Consider the following 15215-nt stretch of genomic DNA (forward strand, 5'->3'; position numbering starts at 1 on the left):
TGGTCGACGTCTCGCGATGAAGCTGGCAATGGATGCCACGATCGCCGACAAGGCCTCCCAGTCCAAGCTGGCCAACGACATCGCCACCACCTATGTCGCAGGAGAGGACGCCGAAACAGCCATCGAGAAGGCTGCCGACCTGGTGTCCAAGGGGCTGGACGTCAGCCTGCATCCCCTCGACCCCGTTGCCGTCGATGTGGCCCAGGCCCGGCGAGCGATGGTCGGCTTGTGCGCAATGATCGAGAAACTCGATACCAACCCGGCCTTCAGAGGCCACAGCGAGGTCTCCATCAGCCTCGCAGCTCTGGGCCTGCGAGTCGACGACGATCTGGCCTTGGACAATGCCAGGCAGATCTGCCAGATTGCCCGCGACAACCATGTCGCCGTGACCGTGGACGACGAGGGCCCCGACATCCACGATCGTTCCCACCGCATCGTCATGGACCTGCTCGAGGACTACGAGGACACCGGCATCGTCATCCAGGCAGCTCGTCACGACTCCCTCACCCAGGTCAGAGAACTGGCCGTTGCGGGCAGGCGCATCAGACTGTGCAAAGGCTCCTACACCGGCCCCCGTTCGGTCACCCTGATTCGTCATCATGACGTCGATCTGCGGATGGCGGCATGTCTGCGCGCCCTCATGACCGGCCCCTCGACGGTGATGCTGGCCAGCCATGATCCGGTCTTCATCGCCCTCGGTGAGCAGCTCATGGCGAGCTTGGACCGCCCCTTGGAATTCCAAATGCTGCAAGGAATTCGTCCCTTGGAACAACGCCGGCTGGTGGACATCGGCCACCGAGTGAGGGTGTATCTGCCCTATGGCCACGATTGGTACCGGTATTGCACTCGCCGGATTGTTGAGCGACCGAGCAATATGTGGCTGTTCGGAAGGTCACTGGTGGAGAGGCGTTAAGGATGGGGAATGGCACGAGCAGCGTCCCCCCTCGTCGGATGTTGCACCATACTCCTCGGCGGGGCATGGCGGGGGAGCGCTCGGGGGATCGACGCCTGCTGTGGGAGACGATATTCGTCCTGGCCGTGAGTCTGGGGCAGTCCGCGTGGTACTCGATTCTGCGGATGATCGAGAGGCTCACCCGTGGTGTCCCCATGGATCAGCAGACCTCGAAGCTCAACTCCTCAGTGACGCCTGGGCGCCCCTGGCTTGATCTGCTCTATCAGCTCTCCGACATCGTCTTTGGTGTCGCACCGGCCCTGTTGGCGGTGCTCCTGCTCGCTCAGGTGAAACCGCCTCGCGACGGTGTCCGTCAGACCCTCGGCCTGCACGGGCCGGGGTGGGGACGCGACGTCGGTGCTGGCGCCATCCTGGCAGCCATCATCGGTATTCCCGGGCTGGGTTTTTACCTTGCTGCTCGCGCATGGGGTCTCAACACGACCGTTCAGGCCTCCCAGTTGCAGCACGTCTGGTGGACGGTTCCCGTGCTCATCGGGCTGGCTGTCATGAACGCGGTCCTGGAAGAGACCGTCATGGTTGGCTACCTCTTCACCCGGTGGCGTCAGATTGGCTGGTCGACGGCGACGGTCATCGTCACCTCGGCGGTCATTCGCGGCACCTACCACCTCTACCAGGGCTGGGGCGGGTTCGTCGGCAACATCGTCATGGGTCTGTTCCTGGGGTGGGTGTTCTCCAAGAGGAGTCGACTCCTGCCCCTGGTCGTGGCTCACAGCCTGCTCGACATCGTCTCCTTCATCGGGTACGCCTATCTGGCTGGTCACGTCAGCTGGTTGTGAGCCGTTCGGACGCTCAGCGGACCTGAGGTGGCATGCCCCTACCATGGAAGGCATGAAGCTTGGAGTCTTCGGAGCCACTGGACAGGTCGGCCGGGTCATGCGCACCTTGCTGGCGGAACGTCATTTCCCCGCTGACGAGGTGAGGTTCTTCGCCTCTTCCCGGTCAGCCGGTCAGAAGTTGCCGTGGGGGGATGGCGAAGTTGTCGTCGAGGACACCGCCACGGCCGATTTCGCAGGCCTTGACATCGCGATCTTCTCGGCAGGTGGGGGCACGTCTCGCGAGTTCGCCCCCCAGGTGGCTGCGGCCGGCGCCGTCGTCATCGACAACTCCTCAGCCTGGCGACGCGACCCTGACGTCCCGCTGGTTGTCAGTGAGGTCAACCCCGAGGACATCGCCAAGCGTCCCAAGGGAATCATCGCCAACCCGAATTGCACGACGATGGCTGCCATGCCGGTACTCAAGCCGCTGCACGATGCGGCCGGCCTGACCCGCCTCGCCGTCGCCACGTACCAGGCCGTCTCCGGGTCGGGACTTGCAGGGGTGCGTGCCCTGACCGAGCAGACCGCAGCCATCGATGATCCCTCCGCCCTGTCCCTGGACGGCCGGGGAGTACCGGTCGGTGATCTGGGGCCCTATGTTGCCCCGATCGCCTTCAATGCCGTCCCGGTTGCGGGCAATGTCGTTGACGATGGCACCGGGGAGACCGACGAGGAACAGAAGTTGCGCAACGAGTCGCGCAAGATCCTCCACATCCCGGATCTGCTGGTCGCGGGGACGTGTGTTCGGGTGCCGGTCTACAGCGGCCACGGACTCGTCGTACACGCGGAGTTCCGTGACGACCTGAGCCCGCAGAAGGCCACACAGCTGTTGACGACGGCTCCTGGGGTCAAGGTCGTTGACGTCCCGGATCCTCGCTCGGCTGCCGGAACCGATCCGTGTCTGGTCGGGCGTATCCGTGCTGATCAGTCCGCGCCGGCTGGCAAGGGTTTGGTGTTCTTCTGCACCGCGGACAACCTGCGCAAGGGCGCTGCCCTCAACGCCGTGCAGTTGGCTGAGCTGGTGGCCGCCGAATGAGGGGGAAGATTGCGGTCCTGGGCTGCGGGACGATGGCTGGAGCCCTCATCGGTGGGCTCATCGACGCTGGGACGATCACGGCTGACGATGTCGTGGCGACGGCGCGATCGCAGTCCCATCGTGACGAGGTCGCCACGACTCTGGGTGTGAAAACCACGCCGGACAATGCCGAGGCCGCCCGCGACGCCGACCTCGTCATCCTCGGGGTCAAGCCCTATGCGACCGTCGAAGTGCTTCAGGAGGTCTCGGAGGTCCTCAAAAAGGACGCGACCGTCGTCTCCATCGCCGCCGGGGTCACCACCGCGACATTGCTGGGGGCCTGGCAGGGCAAGGTCGTCCGCGTCATGCCGAACACCCCCGTCCGAGTGGGTGAGGGTGCCTTCATCGTCAGCCCTGCACCGGGTGCGCAGAAGGCCGGCGAGAAGGTCGTCGAGATGCTGGAGACGGTCGGTACGGTCGTCGAGGTGCCCGAAAAACTCCACGACGCCGCCACGGCCGTGTCGGGTTCCGGCCCGGCCTACATCTTCCTGGTGGCCGAGGCGATGATTGACGCCGCCGTCGCCATGGGATTGTCGCGCGATGATGCAAGCCAGTTGACCGTGGCCACTCTGGCCGGATCAGCTGAACTGTTGGCCACGGGTGAGCATCCGGCAGTGCTGCGATCCCAGGTGACGAGTCCCGGTGGGACTACCGCAGCGGCTCTGGCCGAGTTGGAGGCCGGGGGAGTTCGATCCGCCTTCGCCGATGCGATGACGGCATGCCGAGACCGCGCGGCTGGCCTGTCCTGACCGGTCAATGAGCCGTTTTTTGGCTCGATGGCGGATCACAGCGTACAGTAACCCCTTGTCCGCCTTGTCGGTGGGCCACGAACTTCGTACCCGACCGGGTGCATCACACTTTTCAGTTCCAACGAAAGAGGTTGACCGTGGGATCCGTGATCAAGAAGCGTCGCAAGCGCATGGCGAAGAAGAAGCACCGTAAGCTGCTCAAGAAGACGCGTATTCAGCGTCGTCGCGCCGGCAAGTGACGCTTTGGGCGGTTGTGCATGTGGCGACGACATCGGCATGACACGACTGCCCCTCGCGGTGGTGAATCACGGCCCCTCGACCCGCCGGTCGAGGGGCGCGTCGTCATTGTCACCCGCCAGGGCTGTCATCTGTGCGATGAGGTTGTCGACCTAGTGGCACACATGAGACAGCATCACCGCGATCTCGTGCCCGAACCGACGATCGTCGACGTCGACACCGACGAGGACCTGAGCTCCCGCTGGAGCGATCACGTCCCGGTGACCTTCGTCGACGGCACCCTCATCGCCTACTGGACCCTCGACGCCGACACCTTGATGTCGGCCCTGCGTGATGGCCCCAGCCTCCCCGAGGTGCTGCCCTGACAGCCCGAATGCCCAGTGGACGAGCAGGTTTGCGCCTTTCCTCACAGACCAGCACTATTGACCTCAATGCCCATTGTTGGAGCACACCGCCCGGCATGACGGCAGACACCGGAAGGATTCCAGATGACTGACGAGGCTCACCAGCTGACGCCGCCAGCCGGTGATCTGGGCACCGCGTCGGCCCAGGCCAGAGTGCGGTTCGTGGGCACTGGCCCGGGAGATCCGAATCTGTTGACCCTGGGAGCCGTCGACGCCATCAATCGCGCCCAGGTCATCGTCATCTCATGCCCCGGGCACCGCATTCTGCTCGGCAGTGACTTCCTTGAGCTTCGCCCCGACGTCAGGATCGTTTCGTCCTCCAGTGCCGACGACGAGGCGGATATCCTGCCCAGCCAGCCTGGAACGGGTGCGCCCACCCCGGTCGAGGTCGATGAGCACTGTGCTGACGTCACCGCCACCATCATCGATGCAGCCTCCCAAGGAATTGAGGTCGTGCGCCTGGTCAGCGGGGACCCCTTCCTCGATGGCGACATCGGCGCCGAGGCTGCCGCTGTGGCCCGCGCTGACCATGACGTCGACGTCGTCCCCGGTGTCACCGGCATGACGGCAGTCCCGGAGTACGCCGGACTGACCCTCCACGGCCATGACGTCCAGCTCGTCGGTGATGCCGCCTGTCAGCGCGACATCGCGGGCGAGGGGTCAGCCTGGTCGGCCAACGGACTCATCGTCGTCAACACCCCGGCTGGACGAATCAAGGAGGTCGTCAGGCACGCGGTGGCCTCTGGCCGAGGTGAGGACGAGCCGGCAGCCCTCATCTGCCACGGCGCGACGACCCAGCAGACCACCCACACCACCACCCTCGGCGCGCTGCCGCAGACCGCCAAGACCGCGCGTCTGGCCGATGCCGAGTCAATTCACATCGCCATCGGTAAGGTCGCCGAAGCTCCCGAGCGCGAACAGCTCGACTGGTACGAGTCCAAGCCGCTGTTCGGCTGGAACATCCTCATTCCGCGCACCCGCGATCATTCCGCGACCCTGCCCTCTCGCCTGCAGAGCTACGGCGCTCACTCCCTCGACGTCCCGACGATCTCGATGGAGCTCCCGCGCACCCCGCAGCAGATGGACAAGGCCATTCGCGGTCTCGTCGAGGGACGCTACGAGTGGGTCGTCTTCACCTCCGCCAATGCCGTGCGGGCCGTCTCCGAGAAGCTGGAGCAGATCGGTCTGGATGCTCGTGCCTACTCAGGACTGCGTATTGCAGCGATCTTCGAGTCGACGATCAATGCCCTGGCTGAGTGCGGAGTGCGACCCGATCTGGCGCCGTCGGGGGAGCAGTCCACCAAAGCCCTGGCCGCAGTGTTCCCGGCCTTCGACGAGGCCCTTGACCCCATCAACCGGGTCTTTGTCCCGCGTGCCGACATTGCCACGGAGTCCCTGTCGGCTGACCTGTCCGAACTGGGCTGGGATGTCGAGGACGTCGTCGGATATCGCACGGTGCGTGCCGCCCCGCCGCCAGCCGAAACTCGCGAGGCCATCAAGACCGGCAAGTTCGACGCCGTCGTCTTCACCTCCTCGACGACCGTGCGCAACCTCGTCGGTATTGCCGGCAAACCGCACAAGCACACCGTCGTCGCTGCCGTGGGTGCGCGCACTGCCGAGACCTGCCGCGAGCATGGTCTGACCGTCGACGTCATCGCCCCTGAGCCTACTGCGTTGAGCCTTGCCGACGCCCTCGCCGATTTCGCCGCGAAGCGTCGTGACGAGATGGTCGCCAAGGGTCTGCCGGTTGTTCGGCCTTCCCAGCGCAAGCGCCGGGGCCGTCACCCATCACGCTGACCCTTTCCCATGACGTAGGGTCATGGGCAGGGGGCTCTGCGGCCCGAGAGGTATGAGAAGGGGAGACGATGGGCGCCACGACGACTGTCCACCTGCTGCGCCACGGTGAAGTCGACAACCCGACCGGGGTCTTGTACGGGCGTATGCCCGGATACCACCTGTCATTGTTGGGACGACGGATGGCTGCTCGCGCTGCCGAGCACTTCGCAGGTGTTGAGCTGTCGGCACTGGTGAGTTCCCCGCTGGAACGCGCCCAGGAGACGATGGCCCCCATCGCCGCCTTGCACCCGAAGCTCCAGGTGCGCATCGACCCCGACGTCATCGAGGCGGACAATGTTTTCGAGGGCCAGGTCTTCGGCAAGGGGAACAAGGCCCTGCGCAACCCCCGGAACTGGCGTCATCTGTCCAATCCGTTCACCCCGAGCTGGGGAGAGCCCTATGTCGACATCGCCGAGAGGATGACCCGCGCGATCATGCGTGTGGCGCAGGAGGTTCCTGAGGGTGGCCAGGCCCTCGTCGTGTCTCACCAGCTTCCGATCTGGATAGCACGGTGCGCGGCCGAGGGGCGACGTCTTCCCCATGATCCGCGTTCGCGTCAGTGCACGCTCGCCTCGGTGACGAGTTTTGGAGTGCTCGACGGGCGCATCGTGCGCGTCGATTATTGCGAGCCCGCTCGCGACCTCATCCCTGCCAAGGATCGTCGGGCCAACATCTCGGCAGGCGGTGCACCACAGTGAGGACTCGATTCATCGCCGTCCTTGCTGCGGCAACCGTCATGGCCACGGGGGTTTCGGCCTGCTCGTCGACCTCGGCCAGCGACGACAAGGGATTCGCGGCCGGGGACGGCTCCTGGTCGAAGGTTCCGGCCGACAAGCGCGAGACTGCCCCCGTCCTGACGGGGAAAGACCTTGACGGCAAGCAGATCAGCTCCGCCGATGCCAAGGGCAAGGTCATCGTGTTCAATGTCTGGGGCTCGTGGTGTGCTCCCTGTCGTCACGAGGCCCCCGCCCTGACCAAGGCGGCCGATCGCACCAAGGACGTCGCCGTGTTCTACGGGATCAACACCCGAGATCTGGACCCAGGCCCGGCGCAGGCCTTCTCCCGCGCTTTCGACGTGACCTACCCGAGCTTCTACGACCCGGACGGGACGATGCTTCTCACGTTCAGTGAGTTGCCTCCCAAGGCCATCCCCTCCACCCTGGTCATCGACCGCAAGGGTCGCTCCGCCGCTCGCTTCCTGGGCGAGGTGAGCACCGCCACCCTTGTCCAGGCGATCAATGACGTTGCCAAGGAGGGCCAGTGAGGCCCCTTGACCTGGGAACCTGGGCGGCAGAAGTATTGACGGGAGCGATGGCCGGAGCGATCCCGGTGGCGGTCCTCGCTGGTTTACTGTCCTTCTTCTCGCCGTGCGTCCTGCCCCTCGTTCCGGGCTACCTCAGCTATGCGACGGGTTTGGGTGCAGCCGACGTCATCGAGGGACGACGCCGGGCCCGCACCGTGGTGGGCACGATCCTGTTCGTCGTTGGTTTCACCGTCGTCTTCGTCGCGACCGGAACTGTCATCGGCAGCCTCGGTCGAGCCCTCATGGTCCATCATCGCGCCATCGAGATCATCGTCGGAGCCCTGACGATCCTGCTCGGCGCGATGTTTGCCGGCCTCGTTCCACTGGGGCGACGCGAACTGCGGATCCATCGTCTCCCTCGGGCCGGGTTGGCAGCCGCGCCGATCCTGGGAATCGTCTTCGGACTGGGGTGGACCCCGTGCATTGGGCCGGCCCTCTCGGTGGTCTACGGGATGTCACTGACTCAAGGATCAGCGACGCGGGGCGCAGTGCTGGCCACCTGCTACTCGCTGGGTCTGGGTCTGCCGTTCATCGCCGCCGCTGGGGCCTTGGTGTGGATCGGTCGCACGATTGACGCGGTGCGTGCCCACCAACAGGCTGTTCAGCGGGTGGGGGGAGCGCTCCTGATGGCCATTGGCGTGCTGTTGGTCACGGGATGGTGGGAGTCGATGATGGCGGTGCTGCGAACCTGGGCGGCTCAATTCGGGTCCGTGATCTGATGGGTGATTCGGTGAAGGATGCGAAAGTGACCGGCTCGAAGACCGCAACCTCTCCCCGTGGTGGTGGCGGACTGGGGCTGCGTGCCTCCCTGCGGTGGGTGTGGGGTCAATTGACGAGCATGAGGACGGCCCTCATTCTGCTCTTCTTGTTGGCGTTGGCAGCGATCCCGGGCTCGATGGTGCCCCAGAGCGCCAGCAGCGCGATCCAGGTTTCTGATTTCGCCGCCAATCACCCCACCTTGGACCGCATCTATCGACCGCTGGGGATGTACCACGTCTACACATCGGTGTGGTTCTCGGCGATCTACCTGCTGCTGTTCATCAGCCTCATCGGCTGCATCATTCCGCGCATCACCAGCCATGTGAAGTCGCTGCGCCGGCAGCCTCCGCGTGTGCCCGCCAGGCTCGACCGGCTGGCTGCCTACGCCTCGACGATCACCTCTGATTCCGCCGAGGAGGTCGGCGAGCGAGCCCAGCGGTGGTTGAAGTCCCGGCGGTTTCGGTTCATCGTTGACGACGACGGGTCCATTCGTGCCGAGGCAGGACGCCACCGCGAGACGGGCAACCTCATCTTCCACGTCTTCCTGGTCTTCCTGCTCATAGGTGTGGGGTGGAACACCTTGTGGGGGTTCAAGGGAACCTCGGTCGTCGTGGCGGGTCAAGGGTTTTCCAACAACATCACCCAGTACGACGACTTCAAGGCCGGGGCGATGGTCGACACGGACAACTTGGCCCCGTTCTCCCTGAAATTGCGCAGTTTCACGGCCTCCTTCGAGACGGGGACGGTCCAGCGCGGTGCTGCCCGCAGCTTCGATGCCACCGTCGACTTCACCGTGGATGGCAAGACTCAGACTCGCGACTTGCAGGTCAACCATCCGCTGTGGATCGGCTCGACCAAGGTTCACCTGCTGGGGCACGGGTACGCCGCAGACGTCAGCGTCCGTGACGGGAACGGCAAGGTGGCCTATTCCGGCCCGGTGGTCTTCCTGCCCCAGGACGGCAACTTCACCTCCGTCGGCGTCATCAAAGCTCCCGACGCCCGCCCGAGCCGTCTGGCCTTCCAGGGATTCTTCCTGCCAACCGGAGCGATCACGGCTGGTGGCCCGACCTCCCTGTTCCCCGACGCCTTGAATCCGCAGTTGTATCTGACCGCGTGGTACGGCAAGCCAGCCGTCGAGACGGGGGTTCCGTCGAACATTTACACCCTTGACACCACCGGAATGACGCAGTTGATCAGTGGCAAGGACAAGACCCGCTTCGTGCTGTCGCCGGGGCAGGAATACACCCTGCCGGAGGGTAAGGGGACGATCCAGTTCAACGGCTGGCAGCGCTGGGCTAAGATCCAGGTGTCCCAGACCCCCGGTCTTCCGCTGGCTTTCCTGTCCGTGTTGCTGGCAGTGGCGGGCCTGTGCCTGAGCTTGTTCTCGCGGTCGCGACGGGTGTGGGTGAGAACCATTCCCGACGACGATGGCCTGAAGGTGGAGATCGGCGGTTTGGACCGCAACAGTTCCCGATCCGGCGCGGTGGACGATGTCAACTCGCTGTTGGCTGCGATAGGCGGTTCACGCATGTCTGGCGATATCAAGGAGGACCAGTCGTGAGTGTGGAGAATCTGTCGGCCGTCGGTATCGTCACCGCGGCGGTGCTCTACATGCTTGCCTTTCTCGCCCACGTCGTGGAATGGGCCAGCGTGCGTGGAGCCGAGGAGCCCAGCGACAAGGCGCGGCTGCGATCCGAGACGTGGGGTCGGATGGGTCTCAACGTCACCATTCTGGGTGCCGTCTGCGCGGCCATCGGCGTCGTCTGCCGTGGTATTGCTGCTCGCCGGTTGCCCTGGGGCAACATGTACGAGTTCGTCACCTCGGCCCTGCTCTTCGTCGTCATCGCCTACCTCGTGCTCGTCGCCGTCCGCCATGTCAGATGGATGGGCATCGGAGTCACCCTGTTGCTCGCTGTTGGTAACGGCCTGGCGGCGACCGTGTTCTACGTGGCCGTCGCACCGCTGGTGCCGGCCCTGCACTCGGTGTGGTTCATCATTCACATCGTCGCGGCCTGTATTGCTGCAGCGGCCCTCAACGTCGGCGCCATCGCCTCGATCATGTACCTCGTGTCCATGAACGCCCAGGCCAAGGCCGAGAAAACTGGACGTAAGGTCACGGGATTGCTCGCAAAGCTGCCCTCCTTGGAGGCCATGGACACCCTGGCCTACCGCGCCCATGCCGTCGGCTTCCCGATCTGGACCTTCACCATCGCTGCCGGATCCGTCTGGGCCGACTACGCCTGGGGACGCTTCTGGGGGTGGGACCCCAAGGAGACCTGGTCCCTGGTGACGTGGGTGGTCTACGCGGCCTACCTGCACGCCCGTTCCACCGCCGGTTGGCGCGGACGCCCGGCTGCCATCATCGCGATCATCGGGGTGGCCTGTTTCTGGTTCAACTTCATCGGCGTCAACCTGATCTTCAACGGCTTGCATTCCTACGCGGGCATCTGACATGAAGGGCTCATTCTCCGAATCGCGTGACGATTGGCTTCCGCAGCTCTACCAAGACCAGTGGGACGCCTTCGTCAAGCTGGCCACCCTGTTGCTGGCAGATCAACAGGTGGCCGAGGATGCGGTCATCGCGGCCTTCGTCACCAGTTACCGGCGAGACCCACGGCTGCACTCGTATCAGCATGCCGTGTCGTATCTGCGTACCGCCGTCGTCAACAAGGCCAGGGGGCGGCAGTCAGCACAGCGCGACACAACCGTCCCCCAGACCCCCGAGGAGTTGGCGTACTGGTGTCTGCGCGGGCTGCCGGCCCGACAACGCGAGGTGTTGATTCTCAAACTGGCGACGGCAGATCTGTCGGACGACGAGATCGCCGAGACCTTGGGCATGAGTGTCAACGGTGTGCGCAACAATGAGGCGAAGGGGTTGACCACCATTGGTGAGACCCTGCGTCCTGGCACCCACACGAACCCCGGCCATGCCGATCCTCGGGTCGAGGCGGTCGTGCGTTCGGGGCTGGAAACCATCATGGAGTCGATTCATCCGACTTCCCGCTACGACGCCATCACCTCTCAGATCTCTCGGAAACCGGGTCGTGGCCGTCCGGCCAACTGGATGGTCGTCCTGGCCTGTCTGGTAGCACTGGGACTGGGCATCATGTTGCCCGTGTTGAGTTCGGACAGTATCTCGGCAACCAGTGACGAGGACGTGCAACCGGCGGTCGAGACCCCGCAGGCCAGCAATCAGTCCCTGTCGACCGTTCAAACCGGGCTGAATGTGTTCTACCTGGGCCGTGACGATGGGCTCATCCACCGTGAGCTGCGTGACCTGCCGACCCTCGGTGACCGATTGGGGACAGCCGTTGGAGCAGTTCTCAACGTCGCGCCCCTCGATCCGAATTACACCTCCGGCTGGGCGGCTGGCCAGGTGAACCGGGCATCGGTGGAGGGCAAACGCATCACCCTCGACTTGTCGGCATCCGCTTTCAGCCAGTTCAAGAATGGCGAGCAGGTGCAACGGGCGATCCAGCAGCTCGTCGTCACCGCGACGGCGGCGGTGGGTGACCGAACCGGTGACAAGTCGGTGCGCATCCTCGTCGACGGTTCGCCCAATCTGCCGATCATCGGCAAACCTGTCACGGATTTCGTCGACGAGGGTCTTGCCCAGTGCGCGCGGGTGTGGGTCGATACGCCGCAGGCCGGTGCCACGGTGTCTTCCGGCAAGATCACCATCAGTGGCCTGGCTCAACCGACGGTTTCTATCATGACGTACGAAGTAAAATCCCCGCGTGGCAAGCAGATGGTCAGTAGCGGACAGGTCAATATCTCCGCCACCAACGGTGACAAGTGGCGCCCGTGGAACGCCACCGTCACCATGCCCAAGGGCGAATATGACGTGGTGATCCGGGAGGGGAACCGGATTGCTGACGAGAAGGTTGTGACGGCGAAGTAGTCGTCGGCCACGTGGCCGTCAAACCTTGAGGTACTTCTCTGCCTCGTTCATCACCAGACGCGGTGGCAGGTGCGGAGCCAGCCGTGCGACGGTGCGGTTGATGAATCCGTCGATGGCGTAAGGACGATGATGGGCCAGGGCGTCGAAGGCAGTGCGCACCACGTCGTCGGGCTGACGACGCATTCCAGCTCCCATCTTCGGCACACCGGCGACGTCGAAGAATCCGGTCTCTGTCGGGCCCGGGCAGATCGCCGTGACACGCACCCCGGTGCCGTTCGTCTCGGACCACAGCGCCCTCGTGAAGGACAGCACGAAGGACTTGGACGCGCCATAGGTGGCGAACTGGGGGATGGGTTGGAAGGCGGCTGTGGAGGCGACATTGATGATCGACCCCTGCTTGGCCGCAATCATGCCCGGTAGTAGCAGCCCACACAGGTGGACGACAGCCTCACAGTTGACCTGTACCTGAGAGGTCTGATGCACCGGATCGGTCTCGGCCACCCGGCCGACGGCACCGAACCCAGCATTGTTGATGAGGGTGTCGATGACGATGCCGCGGGCAGCGATGTCCTCCACCAAGGCCAACCGCTCGGATGCCGAGGCGATGTCGCATGGGTGGACGATGGTGCGGATCCCAAACCGGGTGGTGAGGGTGGCGGCAAGCTCGTCGAGGACGTCTTGACGGCGTCCCGTCAGGACGAGGTTGACCCCGCAGCTGGCCAGGTGACGGCTGAAAGCCTGTCCCAGACCGCCACTGGCCCCGCTCACCAGTGCCCATGGGCGTTCGTCGCGAGTCGCATCCTTGTCTGTCATGTCCCAAGTGTTCCACGCACATCCCAACGCTCCACGACGAACGCATGAAACGCTGGCGAGACGGTGCTCACGGGTGCAGGTGGGCCATGAATGGCATGACCGGGGCGAGGAGACCGGTGCTCATCCAGAACATGCCGAAAGCCATGGCGAAATCAGCCAGACCCGAGAGACGAATGGCCCGTGGCTCGGTGGCCACCACGTGACAGGTCGGGACCTTGCGGGGGTTCTCCGCCTTGCCGGTGATGGCTCGGAGCAGGCCAGCGATGGCCAGGGCCAGCAGAGCGACGACGAGGGGGATCCCGACGACGGCGAAGTTATGCATCGCGGCGTTCATGGCTGTCTGCGCTGGGTGGCCCATGTGGGCATGGTCCATGCCGTGATCCATGTCGGTGTGGTTCATGGTCCCCATGCCAGTGTGGTTGGAAGCCGTCATGGACATGGTGCGCATGGCGGCGAGGTGCCAGACCATCGCGGCGAACATGGCAGCGTGACCCCACGACGACCACGAGGACCGCCAGGCGGCCATGAACACCATCCATGCCGTGCAGATGGCGAAGATGATGATCGGGGTCGTTGGTCCGCCAATGGCCACAACGAGGGGTTGCCACCATGACATGGGCACCATGAGGATCATGGTCGCCGCCATGACGACGTGGACCCAGGTGGAGATCTTCGTGACGACGGTCGGTGCCTTGACGGCGTCGCGCACGGACCACACGAGTGACCATGAAAAGAGGATGAGAAGCCCGACGAAGGTGACGGGGGCCGAGGTCAGGGTGAACATTCCGCTCCTGGGTTAGGATCCAGCCCTGCGCCGAATCACGCGATTCGTAAGGCTACCCTCTGCGACGTCGCCAGCGGGGTGGCGCGATGGGTCACTGCTCAGGATGGCACACTGGGGGCATGGAGCACTACGACATCGTTGTCATCGGTTCGGGCTCGGGAAACACAATTCTGGATGAGGAATTTGCCGAGCGACGCGCCGCCATCATCGACTCGGGCATCTTCGGAGGCACCTGCCTCAACGTTGGCTGCATACCGACAAAGATGTTTGTGCTCCCGGCTGATCTTGCGACCTCACCGTCGGAGGCTGCCAAGCTGGGGGTCAATCTGCAGTTCCGTGGGGCATCCTTTCCCTCCATCCGTGACCGAATCTTCGGACGCATCGATCCCATTTCGCGCGGTGGGCTCGAATACCGTCAGGGTTTGGACAACATTGACGTCTACACCGACGAGGCGAGGTTCGTCGATCCTCACACCCTCGAGGTCGGGGGCACTCGTATTACGGCTGACCAGATCGTCCTGGCAGCCGGATCGCGGCCCCGAGTCCCCGACATTCTCGGCCTCGACGACCCGAGCCTGGCGGGATCGATTCACACCTCCGACACCATCATGCGGTTGGAGGAGTTGCCCCAGCGCCTGGTGATCCTCGGTGGTGGATTCATTGCTGCTGAGTTCGCCCACATCTTCTCCGCGCTGGGGTCCAGCGTCACGGTCATCAACCGGTCCGGGCGGATGCTGCGGCATGAGGACCGGGAGATTTCTCGGCGGTTCACCGAACAGATTGGCCACTGTGTGAGGCTGCGGATGTCTGAGGATGTACTGGGTATCGATCGTGATCCGGGCGGTCACCTCGTGGTCCTGACGGTCGACGGTGACGGGGTCGACTACGACTATCCCGCTGATGTCGTCCTCAATGCCATGGGTCGGGTGCCCAATGGTGATCGTCTCAACCTGACCGCTGCCGGGGTCGACGTCGACGAGGACGGATTCGTTGTCGTCGATGAGCACCAGCGGACCAGCGTCGAGCACATCTGGGCCCTTGGCGACGTCTGCTCTCACTGGGAGCTCAAGCATGTGGCCAACCATGAGGCCCGGGTGGTGCGTCACAACCTGCTACACCCTGACGACCTGGCCAGTTCTGATCACCGGTTCGTGCCTCATGCGGTGTTCTCGAATCCTCAGGTCGCCTCGGTGGGTGCGACCGAGCAAGAATTGTTGCAGTCCGACACCCCCTACGCCGCATACCTTCAGGAGTACGCGGGCGTCGCCTACGGCTGGGCGATGGAGGACGAGGGGCACTGCGTCAAACTGCTGGGAGACCCACGGACGAGGACGCTGCTGGGCGCCCACATCATCGGGCCGCAGGCATCGACGCTCATCCAGACCTGCATTCAGGGGATGAGCGCCGGCCAGACGGTCGGTGAGATGGCACGGGGACAGTACTGGATACACCCCGCCCTGCCCGAGGTCGTGGAAAACGCCCTCCTCGGCCTCGACAAGAAGTTTGACGACGCCGAGTGATTCCCGAGCCGAACGGTAGCGGCGAGTCCTGGCCTACCCCGGGGTT

The 15215-nt window shown here is 64.3% G+C and carries 17 protein-coding genes; 15 read left to right on the top strand and 2 right to left on the bottom strand.

Going from position 1 to position 15215, the window contains the following annotated elements; all coding sequences use genetic code 11:
• Positions 1-16: 16 nt before the first annotated feature.
• The 13 genes from O6R08_RS01405 (at position 17) to O6R08_RS01465 (ending at position 12052) form a co-directional block, all read left to right on the top strand.
• Positions 17-913 carry a proline dehydrogenase family protein gene (locus tag O6R08_RS01405; RefSeq protein WP_271419154.1) on the top strand — a complete coding sequence of 299 codons (897 nt, stop codon included), beginning with the start codon at positions 17-19 and terminating at the stop codon, positions 911-913.
• Between the two features lie 38 nt (positions 914-951).
• Positions 952-1749 (top strand): CPBP family intramembrane glutamic endopeptidase, encoded by a 798-nt coding sequence (locus O6R08_RS01410; RefSeq protein WP_408640117.1) that lies wholly within the window; start codon positions 952-954, stop codon positions 1747-1749.
• A 52-nt stretch (positions 1750-1801) separates the two neighbouring features.
• Positions 1802-2824: an aspartate-semialdehyde dehydrogenase gene (locus O6R08_RS01415; protein WP_408640118.1), complete on the top strand. Its 1023-nt coding sequence runs from the start codon at positions 1802-1804 to the stop codon at positions 2822-2824.
• The gene (proC, locus tag O6R08_RS01420; RefSeq protein WP_271418417.1) at positions 2821-3612 is read left to right on the top strand and encodes a pyrroline-5-carboxylate reductase; all 792 of its coding nucleotides are present in this window, start codon (positions 2821-2823) and stop codon (positions 3610-3612) included. Before O6R08_RS01415 ends, proC begins: the two co-directional genes overlap by 4 nt.
• 137 nt (positions 3613-3749) lie before the next feature.
• Positions 3750-3851 (top strand): 30S ribosomal protein bS22, encoded by a 102-nt coding sequence (locus O6R08_RS01425; protein WP_002550589.1) that lies wholly within the window; start codon positions 3750-3752, stop codon positions 3849-3851.
• An 18-nt stretch (positions 3852-3869) separates the two neighbouring features.
• Positions 3870-4214 carry a glutaredoxin family protein gene (locus O6R08_RS01430; protein WP_271418418.1) on the top strand — a complete coding sequence of 115 codons (345 nt, stop codon included), beginning with the start codon at positions 3870-3872 and terminating at the stop codon, positions 4212-4214.
• Between the two features lie 123 nt (positions 4215-4337).
• Positions 4338-6050, top strand: coding sequence for a bifunctional uroporphyrinogen-III C-methyltransferase/uroporphyrinogen-III synthase (locus O6R08_RS01435; protein ID WP_271418419.1), 1713 nt, complete (start codon positions 4338-4340; stop codon positions 6048-6050).
• 68 nt (positions 6051-6118) lie between these two features.
• Positions 6119-6787, top strand: a complete 669-nt coding sequence (locus O6R08_RS01440) for a histidine phosphatase family protein (protein WP_271418420.1) — start codon at positions 6119-6121, stop codon at positions 6785-6787.
• Positions 6784-7353, top strand: a complete 570-nt coding sequence (locus O6R08_RS01445; RefSeq protein WP_271418421.1) for a TlpA family protein disulfide reductase — start codon at positions 6784-6786, stop codon at positions 7351-7353. The genes O6R08_RS01440 and O6R08_RS01445 overlap by 4 nt, the downstream gene beginning before the upstream one ends.
• Before the next feature lie 47 nt (positions 7354-7400).
• Positions 7401-8111, top strand: coding sequence for a cytochrome c biogenesis CcdA family protein (locus O6R08_RS01450; protein WP_271419156.1), 711 nt, complete (start codon positions 7401-7403; stop codon positions 8109-8111).
• A complete protein-coding gene (gene resB / locus O6R08_RS01455) occupies positions 8111-9712 on the top strand; it encodes a cytochrome c biogenesis protein ResB (protein WP_271418422.1) in 1602 nt (533 codons plus the stop codon). Before O6R08_RS01450 ends, resB begins: the two co-directional genes overlap by 1 nt.
• On the top strand, positions 9709-10602 hold the full coding sequence (gene ccsB, locus O6R08_RS01460) for a c-type cytochrome biogenesis protein CcsB (protein WP_271418423.1): 894 nt from the start codon (positions 9709-9711) through the stop codon (positions 10600-10602). Before resB ends, ccsB begins: the two co-directional genes overlap by 4 nt.
• A 1-nt stretch (position 10603) precedes the next feature.
• Positions 10604-12052: a Gmad2 immunoglobulin-like domain-containing protein gene (locus O6R08_RS01465; RefSeq protein ID WP_271418424.1), complete on the top strand. Its 1449-nt coding sequence runs from the start codon at positions 10604-10606 to the stop codon at positions 12050-12052.
• 18 nt (positions 12053-12070) lie between these two features.
• Here the strand turns inward: O6R08_RS01465 and O6R08_RS01470 are convergent, their stop codons facing one another.
• Both O6R08_RS01470 and O6R08_RS01475 read right to left on the bottom strand, forming a co-directional pair.
• A complete protein-coding gene (locus O6R08_RS01470) occupies positions 12071-12865 on the bottom strand; it encodes an SDR family NAD(P)-dependent oxidoreductase (RefSeq protein ID WP_271418425.1) in 795 nt (264 codons plus the stop codon).
• Between the two features lie 67 nt (positions 12866-12932).
• Entirely contained in the window at positions 12933-13346 is a 414-nt protein-coding gene (locus tag O6R08_RS01475) for a hypothetical protein (RefSeq protein WP_271419157.1), read from the bottom strand.
• Between the two features lie 43 nt (positions 13347-13389).
• Between O6R08_RS01475 and O6R08_RS01480 the strand changes: the two genes are divergently transcribed.
• Complete coding sequence (locus O6R08_RS01480) at positions 13390-13665, top strand: hypothetical protein (protein ID WP_271418426.1); 276 nt, start codon at positions 13390-13392, stop codon at positions 13663-13665.
• Between the two features lie 103 nt (positions 13666-13768).
• Entirely contained in the window at positions 13769-15169 is a 1401-nt protein-coding gene (locus tag O6R08_RS01485) for a mycothione reductase (protein ID WP_271418427.1), read from the top strand.
• Positions 15170-15215 lie beyond the last annotated feature (46 nt).

This window comes from Cutibacterium equinum (genome assembly GCF_028021195.1).
GTDB lineage: Bacteria > Actinomycetota > Actinomycetes > Propionibacteriales > Propionibacteriaceae > Cutibacterium > Cutibacterium equinum.